This is a genomic window from Pseudonocardia sp. ICBG1034 (assembly GCF_020131375.1).
Taxonomy (GTDB): Bacteria; Actinomycetota; Actinomycetes; order Mycobacteriales; family Pseudonocardiaceae; genus Pseudonocardia; species Pseudonocardia alni.
In genome coordinates this window covers 415,115-436,285 of sequence record NZ_JAHLEK010000015.1, presented here as the reverse complement: position 1 = coordinate 436,285, position 21,171 = coordinate 415,115, and the positions used below count along the sequence as shown (strand labels likewise).

Annotated in this window: 19 protein-coding genes and 2 pseudogenes; 9 read left to right on the top strand and 12 right to left on the bottom strand. The window is 74.3% G+C overall.

Annotated elements, in window-relative coordinates; translation table 11 throughout:
• Positions 1–74 precede the first annotated feature (74 nt).
• Positions 75–1,034 carry an ATP-binding protein gene (locus KPF22_RS03680; RefSeq protein ID WP_224401230.1) on the top strand — a complete coding sequence of 320 codons (960 nt, stop codon included), beginning with the start codon at positions 75–77 and terminating at the stop codon, positions 1,032–1,034.
• A gap of 19 nt (positions 1,035–1,053) precedes the next feature.
• Positions 1,054–1,881, top strand: a complete 828-nt coding sequence (locus KPF22_RS03675) for a transglutaminase-like domain-containing protein (RefSeq protein WP_224401229.1) — start codon at positions 1,054–1,056, stop codon at positions 1,879–1,881.
• An 8-nt stretch (positions 1,882–1,889) separates the two neighbouring features.
• Here the strand turns inward: KPF22_RS03675 and KPF22_RS03670 are convergent, their stop codons facing one another.
• Positions 1,890–3,266: an ATP-dependent 6-phosphofructokinase gene (locus KPF22_RS03670; protein WP_224401228.1), complete on the bottom strand. Its 1,377-nt coding sequence runs from the start codon at positions 3,264–3,266 to the stop codon at positions 1,890–1,892.
• Between the two features lie 302 nt (positions 3,267–3,568).
• Between KPF22_RS03670 and KPF22_RS03665 the strand changes: the two genes are divergently transcribed.
• Positions 3,569–3,745, top strand: a complete 177-nt coding sequence (locus tag KPF22_RS03665) for a hypothetical protein (RefSeq protein ID WP_168172146.1) — start codon at positions 3,569–3,571, stop codon at positions 3,743–3,745.
• On the opposite strand, the gene KPF22_RS03660 is transcribed toward KPF22_RS03665, so the two are convergent.
• The 8 genes from KPF22_RS03660 to KPF22_RS03625 form a co-directional block, all read right to left on the bottom strand.
• Positions 3,687–4,247 (bottom strand): flavin reductase family protein, encoded by a 561-nt coding sequence (locus KPF22_RS03660; protein ID WP_208821634.1) that lies wholly within the window; start codon positions 4,245–4,247, stop codon positions 3,687–3,689. The genes KPF22_RS03665 and KPF22_RS03660 overlap by 59 nt on opposite strands.
• Complete coding sequence (locus tag KPF22_RS03655; protein ID WP_224401227.1) at positions 4,244–4,843, bottom strand: superoxide dismutase; 600 nt, start codon at positions 4,841–4,843, stop codon at positions 4,244–4,246. Before KPF22_RS03655 ends, KPF22_RS03660 begins: the two co-directional genes overlap by 4 nt.
• A gap of 63 nt (positions 4,844–4,906) precedes the next feature.
• Positions 4,907–5,347, bottom strand: a complete 441-nt coding sequence (locus KPF22_RS03650) for a hypothetical protein (protein ID WP_020627019.1) — start codon at positions 5,345–5,347, stop codon at positions 4,907–4,909.
• A 287-nt stretch (positions 5,348–5,634) separates the two neighbouring features.
• On the bottom strand, positions 5,635–7,098 hold the full coding sequence (locus KPF22_RS03645) for a fused MFS/spermidine synthase (RefSeq protein WP_224401226.1): 1,464 nt from the start codon (positions 7,096–7,098) through the stop codon (positions 5,635–5,637).
• A gap of 22 nt (positions 7,099–7,120) precedes the next feature.
• Complete coding sequence (locus KPF22_RS03640) at positions 7,121–8,140, bottom strand: NADP-dependent oxidoreductase (RefSeq protein ID WP_208821624.1); 1,020 nt, start codon at positions 8,138–8,140, stop codon at positions 7,121–7,123.
• A gap of 92 nt (positions 8,141–8,232) precedes the next feature.
• Positions 8,233–9,393, bottom strand: coding sequence for an acyl-CoA dehydrogenase family protein (locus tag KPF22_RS03635; protein ID WP_208821621.1), 1,161 nt, complete (start codon positions 9,391–9,393; stop codon positions 8,233–8,235).
• Entirely contained in the window at positions 9,390–11,474 is a 2,085-nt protein-coding gene (locus KPF22_RS03630; RefSeq protein ID WP_224401225.1) for a biotin carboxylase N-terminal domain-containing protein, read from the bottom strand. Before KPF22_RS03630 ends, KPF22_RS03635 begins: the two co-directional genes overlap by 4 nt.
• 8 nt (positions 11,475–11,482) lie before the next feature.
• Positions 11,483–13,081, bottom strand: a complete 1,599-nt coding sequence (locus tag KPF22_RS03625) for a carboxyl transferase domain-containing protein (protein ID WP_208821618.1) — start codon at positions 13,079–13,081, stop codon at positions 11,483–11,485.
• Between the two features lie 102 nt (positions 13,082–13,183).
• Here KPF22_RS03625 and KPF22_RS03620 point away from each other — a divergent pair, with 102 nt between their 5' ends.
• Both KPF22_RS03620 and KPF22_RS33560 read left to right on the top strand, forming a co-directional pair.
• Complete coding sequence (locus tag KPF22_RS03620; protein ID WP_073576792.1) at positions 13,184–13,873, top strand: response regulator transcription factor; 690 nt, start codon at positions 13,184–13,186, stop codon at positions 13,871–13,873.
• Positions 13,874–14,136: 263 nt separating this feature from the next.
• A pseudogene (locus KPF22_RS33560) lies at positions 14,137–14,463 on the top strand (hypothetical protein); the annotation flags it as partial.
• 246 nt (positions 14,464–14,709) lie between these two features.
• Here the strand turns inward: KPF22_RS33560 and KPF22_RS33555 are convergent.
• Positions 14,710–15,603: pseudogene (locus KPF22_RS33555) on the bottom strand (ATP-binding protein); the annotation flags it as partial.
• A 678-nt stretch (positions 15,604–16,281) separates the two neighbouring features.
• Between KPF22_RS33555 and KPF22_RS03605 the strand changes: the two are divergent.
• Positions 16,282–16,905, top strand: coding sequence for a TetR/AcrR family transcriptional regulator (locus KPF22_RS03605; protein ID WP_208821612.1), 624 nt, complete (start codon positions 16,282–16,284; stop codon positions 16,903–16,905).
• A gap of 22 nt (positions 16,906–16,927) precedes the next feature.
• On the opposite strand, the gene KPF22_RS03600 is transcribed toward KPF22_RS03605, so the two are convergent.
• Positions 16,928–18,859: a heavy metal translocating P-type ATPase gene (locus KPF22_RS03600; RefSeq protein ID WP_224401224.1), complete on the bottom strand. Its 1,932-nt coding sequence runs from the start codon at positions 18,857–18,859 to the stop codon at positions 16,928–16,930.
• Positions 18,860–18,959: 100 nt separating this feature from the next.
• Here KPF22_RS03600 and KPF22_RS03595 point away from each other — a divergent pair, with 100 nt between their 5' ends.
• The 3 genes from KPF22_RS03595 (at position 18,960) to KPF22_RS03585 (ending at position 20,545) form a co-directional block, all read left to right on the top strand.
• On the top strand, positions 18,960–19,280 hold the full coding sequence (locus KPF22_RS03595) for a metalloregulator ArsR/SmtB family transcription factor (protein ID WP_208821605.1): 321 nt from the start codon (positions 18,960–18,962) through the stop codon (positions 19,278–19,280).
• A gap of 66 nt (positions 19,281–19,346) precedes the next feature.
• Positions 19,347–20,192, top strand: coding sequence for an alpha/beta fold hydrolase (locus KPF22_RS03590; protein WP_224401223.1), 846 nt, complete (start codon positions 19,347–19,349; stop codon positions 20,190–20,192).
• 71 nt (positions 20,193–20,263) lie between these two features.
• Entirely contained in the window at positions 20,264–20,545 is a 282-nt protein-coding gene (locus KPF22_RS03585; RefSeq protein WP_100878933.1) for a helix-turn-helix domain-containing protein, read from the top strand.
• Positions 20,546–20,556: 11 nt separating this feature from the next.
• On the opposite strand, the gene KPF22_RS03580 is transcribed toward KPF22_RS03585, so the two are convergent.
• Positions 20,557–21,168 carry a ClpP family protease gene (locus KPF22_RS03580; protein ID WP_062403890.1) on the bottom strand — a complete coding sequence of 204 codons (612 nt, stop codon included), beginning with the start codon at positions 21,166–21,168 and terminating at the stop codon, positions 20,557–20,559.
• Positions 21,169–21,171: the final 3 nt, after the last annotated feature.

Sequence of the window (21,171 nt, the reverse complement as noted above, 5' to 3'; positions counted from 1 at the left end):
CCGCCTTGAGCAGATGGGCACAGCTTCGACGTGGAAGGCCTACGCCCCATGACCCCGACCGCCCCCGACCGCCGATGACCACCACCACCCCGCGTCCCGACCCGGACGGCCTCGTCCACCGGGCCGTGCCGTACCGGGATCCCGAGCACCAGGCCACCGCCCTCACCGCACCGGTGACCGAGGCGCTGGAGTCGGGCCGTCGCGCGCTCGTGGTCGTCGACCCGCGGTGTGCCGCGGTGCTGCGTCGCTCCCTCGGCCACGACGCCGGGGTGGAGTTCCGCACGCCGGACCGGATGCACTCGGCCCCGCCGTTCACGGTCGCGGGGCGCTGGAGCCGCGCGGTGCGCGAAGTGCTGGCCGACGGCGCGTCCGGGGTGTGCACGGTCGGCCAGCCGGTCGAGCTGCCCGGCGCGGACGCCGCCTACTGGACCCGCCTCGACCTCGCCCTCTCGCACGCCCTGCGCGCGCTGCCCGTCGAGCTGCTGTGCTGCTTCCCCGACGTCGAGGCCGACCGCGCGCACGCCGGGGCCCTGCACGACGAGTTCCTCGTGGACGGCGCCCCGGTCCCGAGCGGCTGCCGGCGCGACGACCACGAGCTGCTGGCCGAGAACCCGCAGTGCCCGCCGGACGAGCTGGGGCCGGCGATCGTGACGCTGCCGGTGACCCTGGACGACCTCGGGTCGATGCGGCGCGTCGTCGAGCGGCAGGCCGAGCTGTCCGGGCTGGGGCCCAGCCGGATCTCCGACCTCGTGCTGGCGGTCAACGAGCTGATCAGCAACGGCGTCGAGCACGGGTCGGGTCACCCGGTCCTGCGGATGTGGCGCACCGAGGCGGGGCTGGTCTCGGAGATGAGCGACGCCGCGACGTGCCGGCTCGCGTTCCCCGGGCTCGCCGCGCCACCGGTCGCCGGGAACCGCGGCCGGGGGATGTGGCTGGCCTCGGAGCTGTCGGACGTGCTGCAGGTGTGGACCGCGGAGGACGACCCCGGTCAGGTGACGGGCACGGTCGTGCGCGTCACGATGTCGCCCCCGTGAATCCCGGTACGGTCCCGGGGTGACCCGGCACGACCGCGCCGACCCGGTGACCCGCTTCCTGCGGATGGTGACCGGGCCCGAACCGCCGCTCGACGAGGCCGCACTGGCGATCGCCGCCGGCGCCGCCCCGGACCCGGAGGTCGCGGCGGTGTCCACCGCACGGGCCCGCGCCACGCTCGACGAGCTCGCCGACGGTGTCACCGGCTTCGAGTCGCTGCTGCACCGGTTGTTCACCGAGGCCGGGTTCCGCGGCAACTCCGCCGACTACGCCGACCCGCGCAACTCCTTCCTGCCCGACGTCCTCGAACGCCGCACCGGCATCCCGATCACCCTGTCGGTCGTCGCGATCGAGGTGGGCCGCCGGGCCGGGGTGCCGCTGGAGGGCGTCGGCATGCCCGGGCACTTCCTGGTGCGGGTGCCCGGCACCCAGCGCCTCGTCGACGCCTTCGACGGCGGCAGGCGGCTCGACCCGGCGGGCTGCGAGGAGCTCTTCCGCGCGACGACGGGCGCCGGCCCGGAGGTGCCCTTCGACCCGGGCATGCTGCCGCGGACCTCGACCCGCCAGATCCTCGCCCGGATGCTGGAGAACCTGCGTGCGACCTACGGCCGCTCCCGCGACCACGACGGCCTGGAGTGGGTGCTCCGGATGCGGCTGGGCCTGCGTCACCAGGGCCCGGAGCTCATCCGCGAGCTCGGCGAGGTGCTCGCCGCGCAGGCCCGCTGGGACGAGGCGGCCCGGCTGATGGAGTCCTGGGTGGACGGTCCGGGGCGCGGATCGCGCTCGGGCGCCGACGTGCTGGACCAGGTGCGCACCGAGGCGATGAAGCACCGGGCCCACCTCAACTAGGACGCCGGTCAGGTGTGCGGGGCCCGGGTCGGTGCTCCGGAGTCCTCGCCGAAGCGCCACGGCTGCCCGGTCGACTCCAGCACGGCCATCCACAGGTCGCCGTGCGGGTCGACCTGGTTGCGACGGCTGACCGCCAGGCTCATCGGGATGTGCACGAACCGGCGCCGCACCCGTCCGACCACCATCGCGGTGCGCCCGGACATGGCGGCGTGCACCGCGGCCTGGGACAGCCGGACGGTGTAGACGCTGTCGTAGGGGTTCGCGGGGACGCTGCGGATGATGTAGCTCGGGTCGACGTAGCGGACGGTGGTCTCCATCCCGGCGTCGGCGAAGGAGTCGGCGATGCGCTCCTTGAGCCAGGGGCCGACGTCGGAGAGCTTCGCGTTGCCGGAGGCGTCGGTGCGCCCGACCGGCGGCAGCATCTCCTGCCCCGCCCCCTCCGCGACGACGACGACCGCGTGCCCGCGCTGGGACACCCGTCGTCGCAGGTGGTTCAGCAGACCGGTCTCGCCGTCCAGCTCGAAGGGCACCTCGGGGATCAGGACGGCGTCGGCGTCGGACCGCACGAGCGAGGCGTAGCAGGCGATGAAGCCGGAGTGCCGGCCCATCAGCTTGACCAGGCCGACGCCGCCGGGGGTGGACTTGGCCTCCACCGTGACCGACCGGATGGCCTCGCTGGCCTGGGAGAACGCCGTCTGGAAGCCGAAGGACTGGTCGATGAACGGGATGTCGTTGTCGATCGTCTTCGGGATCCCGACGACGGCGATCCGCAGCCCCCGCTCCCCCACCACCCTGGCGATCTCCATCGCGCCGCGCATGGTGCCGTCGCCGCCGATCACGAACAGCACGTTGAGGTGCATCTGCTCGAGGCAGTCGACGATCTCCTCGGGGTCCTGCGGGCCGCGCGAGGTGCCGAGGAAGGTGCCGCCGTCGACCGGGATGTCGCGCACCGACTCCGGGCTCAGCTCGACGACGTCGTGGCCGTAGGAGGAGACGAAGCCGCGGTAGCCGTTGCGGAACCCGACGACCCGGCGCACGCCGTAGTGGTAGGTCAGGGTGCGGACCAGGCCGGAGATGACGTCGTTGAGCCCCGGGCACAGTCCGCCGCAGGTGACGATCCCGGCGCGGGTCTTCGACGGGTCGAAGTAGATCTGCCGGCGCGGCCCGCACGGCTCCAGGCCCGGCAGCTCCTCCGGTTCGACGCCGCGGGCGCGGATCCCGGCGGCGGTGTCGTCGAGCAGGACCCGGTCACCGGCGTCGACGTAGTGCTCGGTGGTGCGGCGGGCGTCGAGCAGCGGCGCCAGCGGCGAGGTGATGCGGGCCGGGCCGAGCGTGTCGATGGCCAGGTCCCCGGGCGTGATGCTGCTGTACTCCGAGGTGGTCACGCGCACACTCCGTCTGGATCGATTCGCCCGGGGGCCGGGCGATCATCGTGACGCACACCGGGCGAATCGTCGATCCGACCCCCCGGGGACGACGCCGCGGGACCACCCGCGGGTGCGCCGGGTCCCGCCGATCGGACCATCGTCGTCGCCGGTGCGTCACCGGCCGGCCCGCGGACCGCCCCGCGTCCCCGCGGTGTGCATCGCCGGACGTCACCGGTTTCGCCCACCCTGTCGCACACGCGCTGTGAACGAAACGAGCACCCGGGGTGAACACCGCAGGTCGCGTAGGGCAATATTCGTCCATGCGGAGCATCGACCCCCGTCACACCTGGTCCACCGGATTCGCCCGCACCATCGCCGAGGAGCTGCGCCACGGCGTCGCGACCGGCGCGGTCACCTGGAGCGAGGCCGACGAGCTGCTCAACCGTCTGCGTACGGTGATCGACCAGGCGCTGGACGTGCATCCGCAGCCGCTGTGACCGCGTCCTCGTCCTCGACGGGGACGCCGCGGTAGGCCCGTCCGACCCACACCAGGGGTCGGCCGCGACGGCGCAGCCCGAGCAACTCGACGACCTCGGCCGCGATCAGCAGCGACGCGCCGACCTCGGTGACCGACAGGACCCGGCAGCGCAGCGCGGTGCCCACGTCGACCAGCCACGGCTCCCCGGTCGGCAGGGCCATCCACCGGACACCGGCTCCGAACCGTTCCGCGCCCGGGACCGCGAACGCCGTCGCGAGACCGGTGTCGGTGTCGTCGAGCAGGTGCACGACGACCGTCCCGCCCCCGGCGAGCGCACCGGCCAGCCGAGAGTCACGGGCGGTCGAGAACGACACCGCGGGCGGGTCCACCCCGACCGAGGCGACCGACGACGCCGTCATCCCGACCGGCCCGTCGGGCCCGGTCGCGGTGAGCACGGCGACCCCGGCGGGGTGCCCGCGGAACGCCGTCCGCAGGCCCCCGGCCGGATCGGCGACCGTCACGCCCGCGCCCGGGCGAACCGCTCGGCGGCGTCGGCCCAGTCGACGACGTTCCACCAGGCCTTGACGTAGTCGGGCTTGACGTTCTTGTACTGCAGGTAGAAGGCGTGCTCCCACATGTCGAGCAGGACGATGGGGGTCTGGCCGGCGGGGAGCTGGGACTGCTGGTCGTAGAGCTGGTGGATGAGCAGGCGGTCGCCGAGCCGGTCGTGGCCGAGGATGGCCCAGCCGGAGCCCTGGATGGTGGTGGCGGCGGCGGTGAAGTGGGCCCGGAACGCGTCGAAGGAGCCGAAGTCCTTCTCGATCGCGGCGGCCAGGTCGCCGGTGGGCTTGTCGCCGCCGTCGGGGGAGAGGTTGTTCCAGAAGGCGGAGTGGTTGACGTGGCCGCCGAGGTTGAACGCGAGGGTCTTCTCCAGGCCGACGATCGCGCCGAAGTCGTCGCGCTCGCGGGCGTCGGCGAGCTTGTCGAGGGTGGTGTTGAGGCCCTGGACGTAGGTGTTGTGGTGCTGGGAGTGGTGCAGCTCCATGATCTCGGGCGCGATGTGCGGGGCGAGCGCGGAGTAGTCGTAGGGCAGATCCGGAAGCGTGTACTCGGCCATGCCCGCAGCCTGATAGCTGAACCGGACTTCAGGTCAAGTGTGACGGCGGCCGCACGGCCGACCTCAGTGGTCGTCGCGCCCGGTGAGCGCGTGCTCCAGCTCGTCGGCGAGGTGGACGACCTGGCGGAACGGGAACTCGAACCCGTCCAGCGCGGCCGGCCCGAGCGGGATCGAGTGCCGGAACACCACGACGCCCTCCTCCGCGGCCAGCCCACCGACCACCGACGGCCCCGCGAGCTCCAGGGCGCGGCCGAGGTCGACCTCGCCGAGCCGCGCGACCGGGGACTCGATCTGCACCCACTCCTGGTCCGGGTCGGCGACCGCGGCCGCCGCGTCGGTGACCTCGACGCCGGGGCGGCCCGCACCCTCCCGCACCCGCTTCACGACGACGAGCTGGTCCCGGTCCTCGGTCGTCGGCAGCCGGAACCGCAGCTCGTCCGCACCCTGGCGGACGATCTCGTACCGGACCACGACGTAGGCCTTCAGGTCCTCCCAGGTCGCCACGCCCGTCTCCCCCTCGATCGTCCGACGGGGCCCACCGGACCCCGTCACCGACCCTAGCGTGGTCCGGACCCCGCGCGGCCGGGCCTCGCCTCCCGGTGCGCCCGCCTCCCGCGAGGCGACGTCCCGAGCCGTCCGCGCCCGGACCGGAATCGCCGAGATGCAGCTCAGCGGGCGCCGGAGATCCACAATTCCCGCTGAGCTGCATCTCGACGCAGCGGGACGGGACGAGCGAGGCGAGGGCAGGGCGAGCCGGGCACGGCACCCCGGGGCGCGGAGGGGGCGGCGCCCTACCCCGCCGGACCGGTGGTGATCAGCTGGTCCACCGGGGCGCGGTCGTCGGTCAGGACCGGCGTCCCCGCGGTGAACGCGGCGGTGCGGGCCGGGTCGAGGACCGTGCCGGCCGGCTCGGAACGGGCGACGGCGGCGCCGAGGGCGGCCGGGTCGAGCGGCCGGTCCGAGGCGACGACCACGACGTTCCCGCCCCCGCCGGGGGCGAACTCGTCGGGGAGGGCGAGGAGCATCGTCGTCGCGAACCGGGAGTCGACGGTCGCGGTGGCGGCCTTCACCAGGTCGAGCGGGTACCGGTCGATCACGTTGAGGACGTAGAGCCCGCCCGGGCGCAGCACCCGCGCCACCTCGTCGAGGAACTCCGCGGTGGACAGGTGCCAGGGCACCGAGCGGGCACCGAAGGCGTCGCCGACGACGAGGTCGGCGGAGTCGTCGGGCAGCGCGGCGAGGTTCACCCGGGCGTCGCCGGTGCGCACGGTGGTGCCGGGGATCCCGCCCGCGTCCAGGGAGCGGACGCCGAGGTCGATCACGCCCGGGTCCAGCTCCAGCACGGTCGAGGTGCTGCCGGGGCGGGTCGCGGCGAGCCAGCGCGGCATGGTCAGCGCGCCGCCGCCGATGTGCACCGCGTCGACCGGGCGCCCCTGCCCGAACGCGGTGTCGACGGCCGCGGCGAACCGCGTGGTGTAGGCGAACTCCAGGTGCGCGGGGTCGCCGAGGCGGACGTAGGAGTGGCGCAGGTCGTCGAGCACCAGGTAACGACCGGCCGGGTCCGCGGGGTCGGTCCGGACGGCGGCGCAGTAGTAGGTGGTGTCGGCGTCGCAGCGCCCCGGCAGCGCGACGAGCGCGACGGCCAGCAGCAGTGCCGCGGCACCACCCTTCGCGATGTCCGAGCGCCGGCGCCGGGGCGCCAGGACGAGCCCGAGTACGAGGCAGGCGGCCGCGGTGACCAGCAGGATCGCGCTCACCGGCAGCAGCGCGACCAGCACGAACCCGGTGAGGAAGGTCCCGGCGAGCGACCCGAGGGTGCCCGCCGCGGACAGCCCGCCGACGACCTCGCCGGAGCGGTCCAGCCCGGTCAGCCGGGCCTTGGTGACGGCCGGGGTGACCGCGGCGAGCGCCGTCACCGAGACCAGTGTGGACGCGGCGACGAGCACCACGGCGGCGTACGGCCCGGCCCCGAGCAGCGGCCCGAGCAGCCGGACCACCGGCCGCACGGCCAGCGTGCCCAGCCCGCCGACGACCATCATCAACGCGGCGACCGCCACCGGGTCGCGTTCGTCGGCCCACCGCCCACCCAGCGAGGCGCCCGCCGCGATCCCGGCGAGGGCCACCCCGATCACGGCGGTGGTCGACTCGAGCGTCAGTCCGACGTAGGGCGCGACGAGCCGGGTCGCGAGGGTCTCGACGACGAGGATCGCCGCCCCCGAGACGACGACGGCGGTCCGGGCCATGGCGGGGCGCACCCCGCCATGGTGCCCGCCGGGGTCAGGCCCGGTTCAGCCGGAGCACGAGCTTGCCGGTGTTCTCGCCGCGGAAGAGCTTGAGGAAGACCTCCGGGAAGTCCGCGACGGTGCCGTCGACGACGTCCTCACGGCTGCGCAGGCGGCCCTCGGCGAGCCAGCCGGCGAGCTCCGTGCCCGCCTCGCCCCAGCGGGGGAGGTAGTCGCCGACCAGGAAACCCTCCATGCGGGCCCGGTTGACCAGCAGGTTCATGTAGTTCTTCGGGCCGGTCATGCCGCCCTCGGCGTTGTACTGGCTGATCGCACCGCAGATGACGACGCGGGCGTGCATCGCGAGCCTGCCGAGCACGGCGTCGAGGATGTCCCCGCCGACGTTGTCGAAGTACACGTCCACGCCCTCGGGGGCGAGCTCCTTCAGGCGCTGCGACACGTTCTCGGAGCGGTAGTCGATCGCGGCGTCGAACCCGAGTTCGCCGGTGATCCACGCGCACTTCTCGGGGCCGCCCGCGATGCCGACGACCCGGGCGCCCTTGACCTTCGCGAGCTGCCCGACCACCGACCCGACGGCCCCGGCCGCACCGGAGACGACGACCGTGTCGCCCTCCTTCAGCGCACCGACGTCGAACAGCCCGAAGTAGGCGGTCATGCCGGTCATGCCGAGCAGCGCGAGGTAGCGTTCCGGCGGCACGTCCGCGGTCGGGGAGACCTTCTGGAGGCCGCGGCCGTCGCTCTCCACGTACTCCTGCACGCCGAGCACACCGGTGACGGTGTCGCCGACGGCGAAGTCCGTGTTCCTGGAGGCGACGACCTCACCGAGGCCGAGCGCGCGCATCACCTCGCCGATCCCGACCGGGGGCGCGTACGAACGCCCCTCGTTCATCCAGCCGCGCATCGCCGGGTCCAGCGAGATGTGGCTGACCCGGACGACGATGCGGCCCTCGCCGGGCTCGGGCACCGGCTCGGTGGTGTGCTCCCACACCTCCGGGCCGGGGGTGCCCTGCGGGCGTGCGGCGAGCCGTACCTGGTGGTTGACCTCGTTGCTCATGACACCGGTCTACCCCCGTCACGCGCGCGGCACCGCATCACGGTCGTCACGCGCGTGACGGGAATGTCGTTCGGGGACCGAACGGATCGTCGCTACAGGCCCAGGTGCCGCGCGATCAGCATCTTCTGCACCTCGGAGGTGCCCTCGCCGACCTCGAGGATCTTGGCGTCGCGGTAGAACCGCCCGACCGGGTACTCGTTCATGAAGCCGTAGCCGCCGAAGATCTGGGTGGCGTCGCGCGCGTTGTCCATCGCGGCGTTCGACGAGACGAGCTTGGCGATCGCCGCCTCCTTCTTGAACGGCTCCCCCGCGACGAGCAGCCGCGCGGCGTGCTGCCAGGCCAGCCGCGCGGTGTGCGCGCGGGCCTCCATGTCGGCGATCTTGAACTGGATCGCCTGGTAGCTGCCGATGGTGTTCCCGAACGCCTCGCGCTCACCGGCGTAGCGGACGGACTCGTCGACGCAGCCCTGGGCCAGCCCGGTCGCCAGCGCCGCGATCGCGACCCGGCCCTCGTCGAGGATGGACAGGAACTGGGCGTAGCCGCGGCCGCGCTCGCCGAGCAGGTTCGCCTCGGGGACGCGGACGTCGTCGAAGAAGAGCTCGCGGGTGTCGGAACAGTTCCAGCCGACCTTGGAGTACTTCTCGCTCACCGTGAACCCGGGCGTGCCCGCCGGGACGAGGATCGCCGAGATCTCCTTGCGGCCGTCCGGCTTCTCGCCGGTGACGGCGGTGACGGTGACGACCGAGGTGATGTCGGTGCCGGAGTTGGTGATGAAGCACTTCGACCCGTTGATCACCCACTCGTCCCCGTCGAGCCGGGCGGTGGTGCGGGTGGCGCCGGCGTCGGAGCCGCCGCCGGGCTCGGTGAGGCCGAACGCGCCGAGCGTGCGGCCCGCGGCCAGGTCGGGCAGCCAGCGCGCCTTCTGCTCGTCGGTGCCGAAGCGCAGGATCGGCATGGCACCGAGCCCGACGCCGGCCTCCACGGTGATCGCGACCGAGGAGTCGACCCGGGCGAGCTCCTCCAGGGCCAGGCAGAGGGCGTGGTAGTCGCCGCCCATGCCGCCGTAGGACTCGGGGACGGGCAGGCCGAACAACCCCATCTCGCCCATCTTGGCGGTGATGTCGTAGGGGAACTCCTCGCGGATGTAGAGGTCGCCGATGACGGGCGCGACCTCCTTGCGCGCGAACTCCTCGACCGAGGCGCGCAGCGCCTCGTACTCCTCGGCGGTGGTGACGTCCTGGGCGGTGGTCATGCCTGCTCCTCCTGCGTGGCGGGCTCGACCACGAGCAGCACCGCGTCCTTCGCGACGGTGGCTCCGGCCCGGGCCCTCAGCTCGCGCACCGTCCCGTCGACGGGGGCGGTGAGCACGTGTTCCATCTTCATGGCCTCGACGACGACAAGCTTCTGACCTGCGACGACGGCGTCCCCGTCGGCGACCTCGACGACCGTCACCGTCCCCGGCATCGGCGAGACGACCGGCCCGCCCGCACCGCCGGCGGCCGCGGCGGCCTCCGTCGGCGCCTGCTCGCGCACGCCCCAGGCCCGCCCGTCACGGCCGATCCAGACGACCCCGTCGGCTCCCTCGGCGACGGCGAACCGGCGGGTGCGGCCGTCCTGGGTGTGCTCCACGACCCCCGGTGCGACGGCGGCGGTGCGGCACCGGACGGTGGCCGCGGCGGGTGTCGCCGACGCCGGGACGGCGGTGTCCCCCGCGTCCCCGTCCGCCGCTCCACCGGCGGCGGGCAGCGCCAGGTCGAACCCGGCGGCCCGGCCGCGGGCGCGAACCTCCACGGCGCCGTCGACGCCCCCGGTGACCAGGCGGCTCACCGTCCAGGCGGGCTCCCCGACCCGCCACCCACCGGGGACGTCGAAGGGGTCCACCACGGGACCGGCCGGCTCCCGGCGCAGCAGCCCGAGACCCGCGACCGCACCGAGGACGTCGGCGGGCACGGCGTCGTCGACGAGCGCGGCACCGCGCCGGGCGATCAGCCCGGTGTCGAGGTCACCGGTGCGGACGTCGTCGTCGGCGAGCAGGGCCCGGAGGAACCCGATGTTGGAGTCGAGCCCGAGCAGCACCGTGTCGCGCAGCGCGGCGTCGAGCCGGCGCAGCGCCTCGTCGCGGGTGGCGCCGTGGGCGATGACCTTGGCCAGCATCGGGTCGTAGTCGGACCCGACGACGGTGCCGGTCTCGATCCCGGCGTCGACCCGCACCCCGGGCGGCGGCGTCCAGTCCAGCACCGGCCCGCCGGAGGGGAGGAAGGTGAGCGCGTCGCCGGACACCGCGGCGGCCTCGGCGTACACCCGGGCCTCCATCGCGTGCCCGGTGAGCACCACGTCGTCCTGGGTGATCGGCAGCGGCTCCCCCGCGGCGACGCGCAGCTGCAGCTCGACCAGGTCCAGACCGGTGACCTCCTCGGTGACCGGGTGCTCGACCTGCAGGCGGGTGTTCATCTCGAGGAAGAAGAACTCGTCGGGACGGTCCGAGCTCACGATGAACTCGACGGTCCCGGCGCCGGTGTAACCGACGCTGCGGGCGGCCTCGCAGGCGGCGCGGCCCATCTCGTCGCGCTGCGCGGGGGTGAGCAGAGCCGACGGCGCCTCCTCGATGATCTTCTGGTGGCGGCGCTGCAGCGAGCACTCGCGCTCGCCGAGGTGCACGACGGCGCCGTGCGCGTCGGCCATCACCTGGATCTCGATGTGCCGCGGCGTGGTGACCAGCCGCTCGACGAGCAGGGTGTCGTCGCCGAAGGAGCCCCGGGCCTCGCGGCGCGCACCGGCGATCGCGTCGGCCAGCTGCTCCGGGGAGTGCACCTCGCGCATGCCCTTGCCCCCGCCGCCCGCGGACGGCTTGAGCAGCACCGGGTAGCCGATGTCGGCGACGACGGAGGCCAGGTCGCCGTCGGTGAGGCCGGAGCCGTCGGAGCCGGGCACGACCGGGACCCCGGCCTTGGCGACGGTCTGCTTGGCGCGGATCTTGTCTCCCATCGCCTCGATCGCCGACGACGGCGGCCCGACGAAGGCGATCCCCGCCTGTTCGCAGGCGGCGGCGAACGCGGTGTTCTCGGACAGGAAGCCGTAGCCGGGGTGGATCGCCCGCGCACCGGTCGCCCGGGCGGCGGCGATCACGTTCTCCACCGACAGGTAGGACTCGCCGGCGGCGGCCGGGCCGATCCGGACGGCCTCGTCGGCGGCGCGGACGTGCGGGGCCGCGGCGTCGGCGTCGGAGTACACGGCGACCGACCGGACGCCCAGCGAGCGCAGGGTGCGGATGACGCGGACCGCGATCTCGCCGCGGTTCGCGACCAGGACGGTGTCGAACAGTGCCGATCCCATGGGGGCCCTCACATCCGGAAGACGCCGAAGGCCGGGTCGGCCAGGGGCGCGTTGGCGGCGACGGACAGGGACAGCCCGAGGACGGTGCGGGTGTCGGCGGGGTCGATGACGCCGTCGTCCCACAGCCGGGCGGTGGAGTAGTAGGGGTGTCCCTGCTCCTCGTACTGGGCGCGGATCGCGTCCGGGTCGGCGTTGCCGACGGTGCCGAGCACGGTGGCCGCCTGCTCGCCGCCCATGACCGAGATGCGGGCATTGGGCCACATGAACAGGAACCGGGGCGAGTACGCCCGCCCGCACATGGCGTAGTTGCCGGCGCCGAAGGACCCGCCGATGACGACGGTCAGCTTCGGCACCCGGGTGGAGGCGACGGCGGTGACCATCTTCGCGCCGTTGCGGGCGATGCCGCCCGCCTCGTACTCGCGACCGACCATGAACCCGGAGATGTTCTGCAGGAACACCAGCGGGATGCCGCGCTGGTCGCACAGCTCGACGAAGTGTGCGCCCTTGGTCGCGGACTCGGAGAACAGGATCCCGTTGTTGGCGACGATCCCGACGGGGTGGCCGTGGATCCGGGCGAACCCGGTGACCAGGGTGGTGCCGTACTCGGACTTGAACTCGGCGAACCGCGAGCCGTCGACGACGCGGGCGATGACCTCACGCACGTCGTAGGGGGTGCGGGTGTCGGTGGGCACCGCGGCGTAGAGCCCGGCGGGGTCGACGGCGGGCTCCTCGGTGGGGCGCACCTCCCACGGCCGCGGGGCACGCGGGCCGAGCGTCGCGACGATCGCGCGGACCCGGGCGAGCGCATCGGCGTCGTCGACGGCGAGGTGGTCGGTGACGCCGGAGACCTTCGCGTGCAGGTCCCCGCCGCCCAGCTCCTCGGCGGTGACGACCTCGCCGGTCGCGGCCTTCACCAACGGCGGGCCGCCCAGGAAGATCGTGCCCTGGTTGCGGACGATGACGGCCTCGTCGCTCATCGCGGGGACGTAGGCGCCACCCGCGGTGCAGGAGCCGAGGACGGCGGCGATCTGCGGGATGCCCTGCCCGGACATCTGCGCCTGGTTGTAGAAGATCCGGCCGAAGTGCTCGCGGTCGGGGAACACGTCGTCCTGCTCGGGCAGGTACGCGCCCCCGGAGTCCACCAGGTACACACACGGCAGCCGGTTGTGCAGCGCCACCTCCTGCGCGCGCAGGTGCTTCTTGACCGTCATCGGGTAGTAGGTGCCGCCCTTGACGGTCGCGTCGTTGGCCACGACCACGACCTCCCGGCCGGCGACCCGCCCGACCCCGGTGATCATCCCGGCGCCGGGGGCCTGGTCGTCGTACATGCCGTTCGCGGCCAGCGGGGACAGCTCCAGGAACGGCGACGACGGGTCCACCAGCGCATCCACCCGGTCGCGCGGCAGCAGCTTCCCGCGCTCGACGTGCCGGGCCCGCGAACGCTCCGGCCCGCCGAGCCGGGTCCGCTCCAGCCGGTCGCGCAGGTCGGCGACCAGGGCGCGGTGCGCGGCGTCGTTCTCCGCGGCGCGCGGCTCGGCCGGGTCCACCGCGGTGCCGAGCCGCGGGGCCTCCGGGGCCGGCGCGGGTGGGGCCTGCGGTGCCGTCATCGGTCCTCCCGGGGAACGCTGCCTGTTAATGACCGTTAACAGGTTAGCGGTTGTTAACACGTGGCGTCCAGAGCGGGCATCCCGCGGACTACGCTGGGGTGCGTGCGCCTGCTGCTGGTCGAGGACGAGAAGCCGCTCGCCGAGTTGGTCCGCCGCGGCCTCGCCGGGGAGGGGCACGAGGTGGAGGTCGCACACGACGGCCCCACCGGGCTGCAGCTCGCACTGACCGGCCGGCACGACGTGGTCATCCTCGACATCATGCTGCCGGGCCTGTCGGGCTACCGGATCCTGCAGCACCTGCGCGACCGCGGCGTGTGGACGCCGGTGCTCATGCTGACCGCCAAGGACGGCGAGTACGACGAGGCCGACGCCTTCGACCTCGGCGCGGACGACTACCTGACCAAGCCGTTCTCGTTCGTCGTGCTGCAGGCGCGGCTGCGTGCGCTGCTGCGCCGGGCCGGGGAGGCCGCACCGACCGTGCTGCGGGTCGGGGACCTCAGCCTCGACCCGGGCACGCACCGGGTGCACCGCGGCGAGACCGAGATCCCGCTGACCCCGCGCGAGTTCGGCGTGCTCGAGCACCTGATGCAGAACACCGGGCAGGTCGTGACCAAGACCGACATCCTGCGCTCGGTCTGGGACGCCCACTACGACGGCGAGGTCAACGTCGTCGAGGTCTACGTCGGCTACCTCCGCCGCAAGATCGACGCACCGTTCGGGACGCACAGCATCGAGACGCTGCGCGGCGTCGGCTACCGGATGTCCGAGCCCGCGCCCGCGCCGCCCCGCTGACCCGCGGGGACCTGCTCAGCGACGACGGTCGAACGGCCGCCGCGGGGACGGCGCCCCGACCGGCTCCCGCTCGGCCCGGGCGGGCTCGCGCCCGGCGTCCCGGGTGTCGCGGGACGTCTCCCGGCTGGCGACGGCGGTGCCGCCACGTCCCGCTGCCCGCGCGGCGTGACGACCGGCAACGGCCGGGTGGCGTTCTCGTCGAACGGGCTGCCGACGGTGTTCGGCCGGATCGGCAGCGGGCCGGTCGGCGGGTCGAGGCGACTGTGGGCGGGTGGTGCGGACACGTCGTCCTCCGGGTCGGGCGGGGTCGTCTCCGGACCGCTGTCCGGGGTCCGACCGTCCGTGCCCGCGCCGTGGGTGACGGCCGGGTCACCGGGCGTGCGCATCATGCCATCCGGAGCGGCGGTCCTGCGCGCCGACGCGCCCGCCCCCGCGGGGCCCGGGGACACCGGGCGGGCCGGGGCCTCCGGAGCAACCGCGGAGCCCATGACCGGGCGGACCGGAGCGGTGCCGCCCGAGGACGCGCCGTTCTGCGCCGTGCCGTCCTGCGCCGTGCCGTCCTGCGCCGTGCCGTCCTGCGCCGTGCCGTTCTGCGCCGTGCCGTTCTGCGCCGTGCCGTTCTGCGCCGTGCCGTTCTGTCCCAGCCACGCGTCCGGGCCGAAGCCGGCAGGCTCCTCGGCCCGTGTCCACGGCGACCGCGTCGTCACCCGCCGGATCGGACCGGAGGGCCGGTCGTCGCACAGCTCCGCGGCCGGCTCGCCGTCGAGCCCGGCACCGGCGTCCACCGGTCCGGAGGTCTCCTCCTCGGGCAGCGGCGCCGTCACGGCGGGCACGGTGACCCGGAACCGGGCCCCGCCCAGCTCGGGCGACGAGGTCGCCTCGACGGCCCCGCCGTGCGCCGCGACCAGCTCGGCGACGATCGCCAGGCCGAGCCCGGAGCCACCGTCACCGCGGGAGCGGGCCTCGTCGAGCCGCACGAAGCGCTCGAAGACCCGGGCGCGGTCGGCCTCGGGGACACCGTTGCCGTCGTCGTCGACCTCGATCACCGCGAGGTCGCCCTCGGCCCGGACCGACACCGCGACCGTCGACGACGCGTGCCGCTTGGCGTTGTCGACCAGGTTGCGCAGCACCCGGACCAGCTGCCCGCGGTCGCCGACCACCCGGACGGGCTCACTCGTCACCCGGACCGCGACGGCGGTCTCGGCCGACGGACGCTCCCGCTCGGCGTCGGCGATCTCGTCGAGGTCGACCTCCTCGCGGCGCGGCGCGATGCCGCGCTCGTCGGCGCGGGCGAGGAACAGCAGGTTCTCGACCAGGCCGGTCAGCCGGGAGGCCTCCCCGCGCAGGACGTCGACGGTGGCCCGGTCCGCGGACGCCTCCGGCATGCCCGAGCCGAGCAGCTCCAGACCGGTCGACACGGTCGCGAGCGGGCTGCGCAGCTCGTGACTGGCGTCGGCGACGAAGCGGCGCTGGGTCGCCTGGGAGGACTCGATCCGCCCGAGCATCTGGTTCATGGTGCGAGCGAGACGGCCGACCTCGTCGCGGGCGACCGGCTCGTCGACGCGCTGGGAGAGGTCCTTGTCCCCCATCCCGGCGACCCGGGACCGCATGTCCTCCACCGGGCGCAGCGCGCGGCCGGCGAACAGGTAGGTGAAGCCGCCCGCGACCAGTACCAGCAGCGGGACCCCGCCCGTGACGAGCCAGGTGACGAGGTCGACGGCGCGGTGCATCTGGTCGGTCGGCTGCGCGGAGTAGATGGTGATCGGCCGGTCGAAGGCCCGCACACCGAGCCCGACGACCATCATGTTCTCGGTCTCGAGCGGGCCGGGCTCCGGTTCCGGGCCGCCCGCGTCGTGGAAGGTGACCGGCACGTCCATCTGGGAGCGCGTCTCGTGCGGGGCGAGGACCCAGTCCACCAGCTTCGGCTGCCCGTCCAGCGGCTCGGACGAGGCGAACACCTCGATGTTGCGGCCCTCGCCGTTCGACCCGACCCGGTCGTCCGGCGCCCCCGTCCGGTCGCTCCAGGCCGTGACGACCTGCACCAGGTCGGTGCGGCGGGCGGTGGTCACCACCGCGTTCTCCTTGGCCGGGTCGCCGGGGCGGTAGTCGGCGAAGTTGGCCTGGATACGCTCGGCCACCTGCTGGGCGTTGGCCAGGAGCGCCTCCTCGGTGTTGCGCTTCAGCTGGCTCTCGAGGACCAGCACCAGCGACACACCGGCGACGACGAGCACCATCGCGACCGCCGTCGCCGCCGCGAGGGCGGACGCGGCGCGCACGCCGAGACGCTCGCGCATCCGGCGCAGGGTCCTCATCACGCTCACGAGGGTATCGCCGCCGACCTGTGCGGAGCCTGAGACGGACCGCACGGCGCGTTAACAACCGTTAACCGGCGACGCTACGATCGACCGATGGTCGCAGCAGGACCCTCCCCCGCGGACGGCGCGGGCGCGCGCACGGAGGCCCCGTCGCGGCGCGAGCAGATCCTCACCGAGGCGGCCCGGCTGTTCGCCCGGCACGGCTTCCACGGGGTGAGCATCGCCGACCTGGGCGCTGCGGTCGGCGTCAGCGGCCCCGCCCTCTACCGGCACTTCCCCGGCAAGGAGGCGCTGCTCGCCGAGCTGCTCATCGACATCTCCGAGCGCCTGCTCGACGGCGGCCGCGCCCGCGTGCACCACGACGACCCCCGTGCCGCGCTGGCCGACCTCGTCGACTTCCACGTCGCGTTCGCGACCCGCGAGCCGGAGCTGATCGTCGTGCAGGACCGGGACCTGGCGAACCTGCCCGAGGAGCCGCGCCGCACCGTGCGGCGGCTGCAGCGCACCTACGTCGAGCTGTGGGTGGACACGCTGCGCCGGGCACACCCCGACGTCGCCCCGGCCGAGGCCCGCACCGTCGCCCACGGGGTGTTCGGCCTGCTCAACTCCACGCCGTACGCACCGCGGGCCGAGCAGCCGTCCCCGCGCGGGGCGGACGCCAGGGCCGCGGTGCTGCGCCGGATGGCGCTGGCCGCGCTGGCGGTCGCCCCGGCCTGAGCAGCACCGGCCGGAGCACCCGTCAGGCCCCGACGGGCTCCCGTTCGGGATCCACGGCGACCGGCGCGACGGCGGCCCGGGCCCGCCGGTCCTCCCGGCGCGCGACGACGAGCAGCCGCAGCCCGTTCAGGCACACCAGCACCGTGGACAGCTCGTGCCCGGCGACGCCGACGACCAGCGGCAACGTCCCGATCAGGTCCCACCCGACCAGGACCACGATCACCGTGGCGGCGAAGGCCAGGTTCGCCCGCGCGATCCGCCGAGCCCGCCGGGCCAGCACGACCAGCGGGGCCAGCGAGCCGAGCGGGTCACGGGTGAGCACGCCGTCGGCGGCCTCCAGGGACAGCGCCCCCGCCCCCTCGGAGACCACGAGGCCGACGTCGGCCGACGCGAGCAGCGGCGCGTCGTTGATGCCGTCGCCCGCGGCGAGCACCCGGCGGCCCCGGGCCTGCTCGGCGCGGACGACCTCGACCTTGCCGTCGGGCAGCAGCCCGGCCCGCACCCGGGTCAGGCCGAGCCGGTCGGCGAGCACCCGGGCCGGGCGCTCGGCGTCGCCGGTGAGGACCTGCGGGTCGCCGCCGACCTCGCGGCGCAGCGCGGCCAGCGCGGTCGCGGCACCCGGACGCGGCTCGTCGGACAGCCCGACCACCCCGGCGGGCTCGCCGTCCACCAGCACGACGACGGCGGTGCGCCCCGCCTCCTGCAGCGCGGCGACCCCGGGGACCTCCACGTCACCGGCGAGCTCCGGGCGCCCGACGGCGACGGTCCGCCCGCCGACGACCGCCCGCACACCCTCGCCCGGGACGGCGGTGAACCCCTCGGCGTGGGGCAGGTGCAGGCCGCGCTCCAGGGCGTGCGCGCGCACCGCCCGGCCCAGTACGTGCTCGCTGCCGGCCTCGGCGGCCCCGGCCAGGGCGAGCAGCTCGTCGGCGCGACGGGACCCGAGCGGGGTCACCGACACCACCTGCGGGCGACCGGAGGTCAGCGTGCCGGTCTTGTCCAGGACCACGGTGTCGACCTCGGCGAGCGCCTCCAGCACGGTGACGTCCTTGACCAGCGTCCCGCGCCGGCCGGACACCGCGACCGCGGCGAGCAGCGGCGGCATCGTCGCGAGCACGATCGCGCACGGCGAGGCCACGATCATGAAGACGATCGCGCGCAGCAGCGTCTCGGTGAACGGGGCACCGAGCAGCAGCGGTACCGCGAGCAGCAGCACCGTCCCCGCGACGACCAGCACCGAGTAGCGCTGCTCGACGCGCTCGATGAACAGCTGGCGGCCCGCCTTGGTCTCGGCGGCCCGCTCGACCTGCGCGGCGACCCCCGCGACGACGGTGTCCGCGGCGTCGCGCGAGACCCGGACCCGCAGCACCCCGGTGCCGTTGACGGTGCCCGCGAGGACCGGGTCGCCCGGTCCGGTACGGGCCGGGACCGGCTCACCGGTCAGCGCGGAGGTGTCGACCTCCGAGACCCCGCCGAGCACGGTGCCGTCGCCGGGGACCCGCTCACCCGGACGCACCAGCACCGCCTGTCCCGCGACGAGCCCGGCGGCGGGGACGACACGCTCGGTGCCGTCCTCGTCCACGACGGTGGCGGTCTCCGGGGCGAGGTCCAGCAGGGCGTCGATGCTGGCCCGGGTGCGGGCGGTCATGACCGATTCCAACGCCCCGGAGGTCGCGAAGATGACGATGAGCAGGCCGCCGTCGAACCACTGCCCGATCGCGGCCGCGGCCACCGCGGCGACGATCATCAGCAGGTCGACGTCGAGCCGCTTCTCCCCGAGCGCACGCAGGCCCTCGAGCGCGGGTTCCCAGCCGCCGAGGACGTAGCAGGCCAGGTACAGGCCGACGACCACCGCGGACGGCGCGCCGAGCAGGTCGGCCCCGAGGGCCGCCAGGAAGGCCAGCAGGGAGGCCCCGGCCCAGCGGACCTCGGGCAGGGTCAGAGCGGATCGCATGCGTGGGACCGTACCTGCGCATGCACGAAGATACGCAGTCAGTCATCCACATGGTGAGACGGGGGACCATCCGCGCAGTCACGCAGGTATCCTCGGCGTCGTGCACGAGTCCATCCACGGCTTCGCGATGCCGCCCGAGGACGAGGTCCGCCGGGTGGCGGACGCGATGCGCATGCTCTCCGACCCGACCCGGGTCAAGATCCTCTGGGCGCTGATGCAGGGCGAGTCCTCGGTGGCGTGCCTCGCCGACCTGGTCGGCGCCGCCCCCACCGCGGTGAGCCAGCACCTGTCGAAGCTGCGGCTGTCCGGTCTGGTCGAGAACCGGCGCGAGGGGACCTACGTGTACTACACCGTGGAGGACGCGACCGTCCGCGCCGTGCTGGAGCGGATGCTCGGGCAGGGCACGGTCGTCGACGGGTAGGTCCGCGGCGGGGCGGGTACGCGGATCGGGAGGACACAACCGATCTTCCCGGAGGAGTGCACCCCCATGCCCCAGCTCAGCATCGGTACCGAGAACGGCAGCCCGGTCGAGCTGCACTACACCGACCAGGGCTCCGGCGCCCCCGTCGTGCTGATCCACGGCTGGCCGCTGTCGGGGAGGTCCTGGGAGAAGCAGGTCCCCGCGCTGGTCGACGCCGGCCACCGGGTCGTGACCTACGACCGTCGCGGCTTCGGCCAGTCGTCCCAGCCCTGGGACGGCTACGACTACGACACCTTCGCGGACGACCTGCACGCCCTGCTCGTGCACCTCGACCTGCGCGAGGCCACCCTCGTCGGGTTCTCGATGGGCGGCGGCGAGGTCGTCCGCTACATCGCGAAGCACGGCACCGACCGGGTCGCCCGCGCCGTGCTGGCCGCCGCCGTGCCGCCGTACCTCTACCGGTCCGACGACAACCCCGACGGCGGTCTCGACGACGCCACCATCGAGCAGTTCCAGGGCGGCGTCACCGGTGACCGGATCGCCTTCCTGGAGGAGTTCACGTCGAACTTCTTCGCCGCGGGCGACCGGACCGACCTGATCAGCGAGCCGAACCGCGCCTACCACCGCGCGATCGCCGAGTTCGCGTCGCCGAAGGGCACCCTGGACTGCATCACCGCGTTCGGACGCACCGACTTCCGCGACGACGTGCAGAAGGTCTCCGACGCCGGCGTCCCGACCCTGGTCATCCACGGCGACGCCGACGCGATCGTCCCATTCGAGGTCTCCGGCAAGCGCTCGCACGAGGCGATCGAGGGCGCGCAGCTCGTGCTCGTCGAGGGAGGCCCGCACGGTCTCAACGCGACCCACCCCGACGAGTTCAACGCCGCGCTGCTCGACTTCCTGAAGGCCTGAGCGCCCACCCCGGGTTCCGCTGTGGGCGGAACCCGGGGACCGCGGCCGCCGTCCGGCCCTACCGTGCCCCCATGAGCGAACCCCTCTGGCGGCACGCACTCGGTCGTGAGCTGCGACGACGCCGGCACGCCCGCGGTGAGACCCTGCACGCGACGGCCGGGCGCGCCGGGGTGTCCCCGCAGTACCTCTCGGAGGTGGAGCGGGGCCGCAAGGAGCCCTCCAGCGAGATGATCGCCGCCGTCGCCGGGGCGCTCGGGACCGACCTGGCCGCGCTGACCCGTGGCGTCGCCGACGGTCTCGCGACGGCGCCGCGGGCACGCGGGCCGCAGTGCGCCTACGCGCTGGCGGCCTGACCCGGCGCCGCTCAGCGACGCTCGCGGGTGCGCGGCGGCTGCGGTTCGAGCACGGTGTCGAGCAGGCCGTAGTCCCGGGCCGCGGACGCGGTGAACACACGGTCGTGGTCGGTGTCGGCGCGCAACCGCTCGACCGTCTGCCCGGTGTGCCGGGCCAGGATCTCCTCGATGTCGGCGCGGATCCGGACCAGCTCGTCGGCCTGCAGGATCAGGTCCGGGATGGACCCGCGGCCCTGCGCCGCCGGCTGGTGCAGCACGACCCGGGCGTGCGGCAGCGCGCCGCGACGGCCCTCGGTCCCGGCGGCGAGCAGCACCGCACCCACCGAGACGGCCTGGCCGACACACGTCGTCGCGACCGGGCAGCGGACGTGGCGCAGCGTGTCGTAGATGCCGAGCATCGCGCTGGGGTCGCCGCCCCCGCAGTTGACGTAGAGCTGCACCTCGCGGTCGGGGTCGTCGGCCTCCAGGAACAGCAGCTGGGCGATCAACGCGTTCGCCACGCCCGCGTCGATCTCGGTGCCCAGGTAGACGACCCGCTCGGTGAGCAGGTGGGAGTAGACGTCGAGGACCCGCTCGCCGCCCGGGGTGCGGGCGATGACGTTCGGGATCGTGTAGGTGCTCACCGC

Coding starts and splice junctions, on each gene's coding strand:
- KPF22_RS03600 (WP_224401224.1), bottom strand. CDS start 18,859: ATGCGATCCGCTCTGACCCTGCCCGAGGTCCGCTGGGCCGGGGCCTCC.
- KPF22_RS03590 (WP_224401223.1), top strand. CDS start 19,347: ATGCCCCAGCTCAGCATCGGTACCGAGAACGGCAGCCCGGTCGAGCTG.
- KPF22_RS03585 (WP_100878933.1), top strand. CDS start 20,264: ATGAGCGAACCCCTCTGGCGGCACGCACTCGGTCGTGAGCTGCGACGA.
- KPF22_RS03640 (WP_208821624.1), bottom strand. CDS start 8,140: ATGAGCAACGAGGTCAACCACCAGGTACGGCTCGCCGCACGCCCGCAG.
- KPF22_RS03680 (WP_224401230.1), top strand. CDS start 75: ATGACCACCACCACCCCGCGTCCCGACCCGGACGGCCTCGTCCACCGG.
- KPF22_RS03630 (WP_224401225.1), bottom strand. CDS start 11,474: ATGGGATCGGCACTGTTCGACACCGTCCTGGTCGCGAACCGCGGCGAG.
- KPF22_RS03605 (WP_208821612.1), top strand. CDS start 16,282: ATGGTCGCAGCAGGACCCTCCCCCGCGGACGGCGCGGGCGCGCGCACG.
- KPF22_RS03655 (WP_224401227.1), bottom strand. CDS start 4,843: ATGGCCGAGTACACGCTTCCGGATCTGCCCTACGACTACTCCGCGCTC.
- KPF22_RS03625 (WP_208821618.1), bottom strand. CDS start 13,081: ATGACGGCACCGCAGGCCCCACCCGCGCCGGCCCCGGAGGCCCCGCGG.
- KPF22_RS03635 (WP_208821621.1), bottom strand. CDS start 9,393: ATGACCACCGCCCAGGACGTCACCACCGCCGAGGAGTACGAGGCGCTG.
- KPF22_RS03665 (WP_168172146.1), top strand. CDS start 3,569: ATGCGGAGCATCGACCCCCGTCACACCTGGTCCACCGGATTCGCCCGC.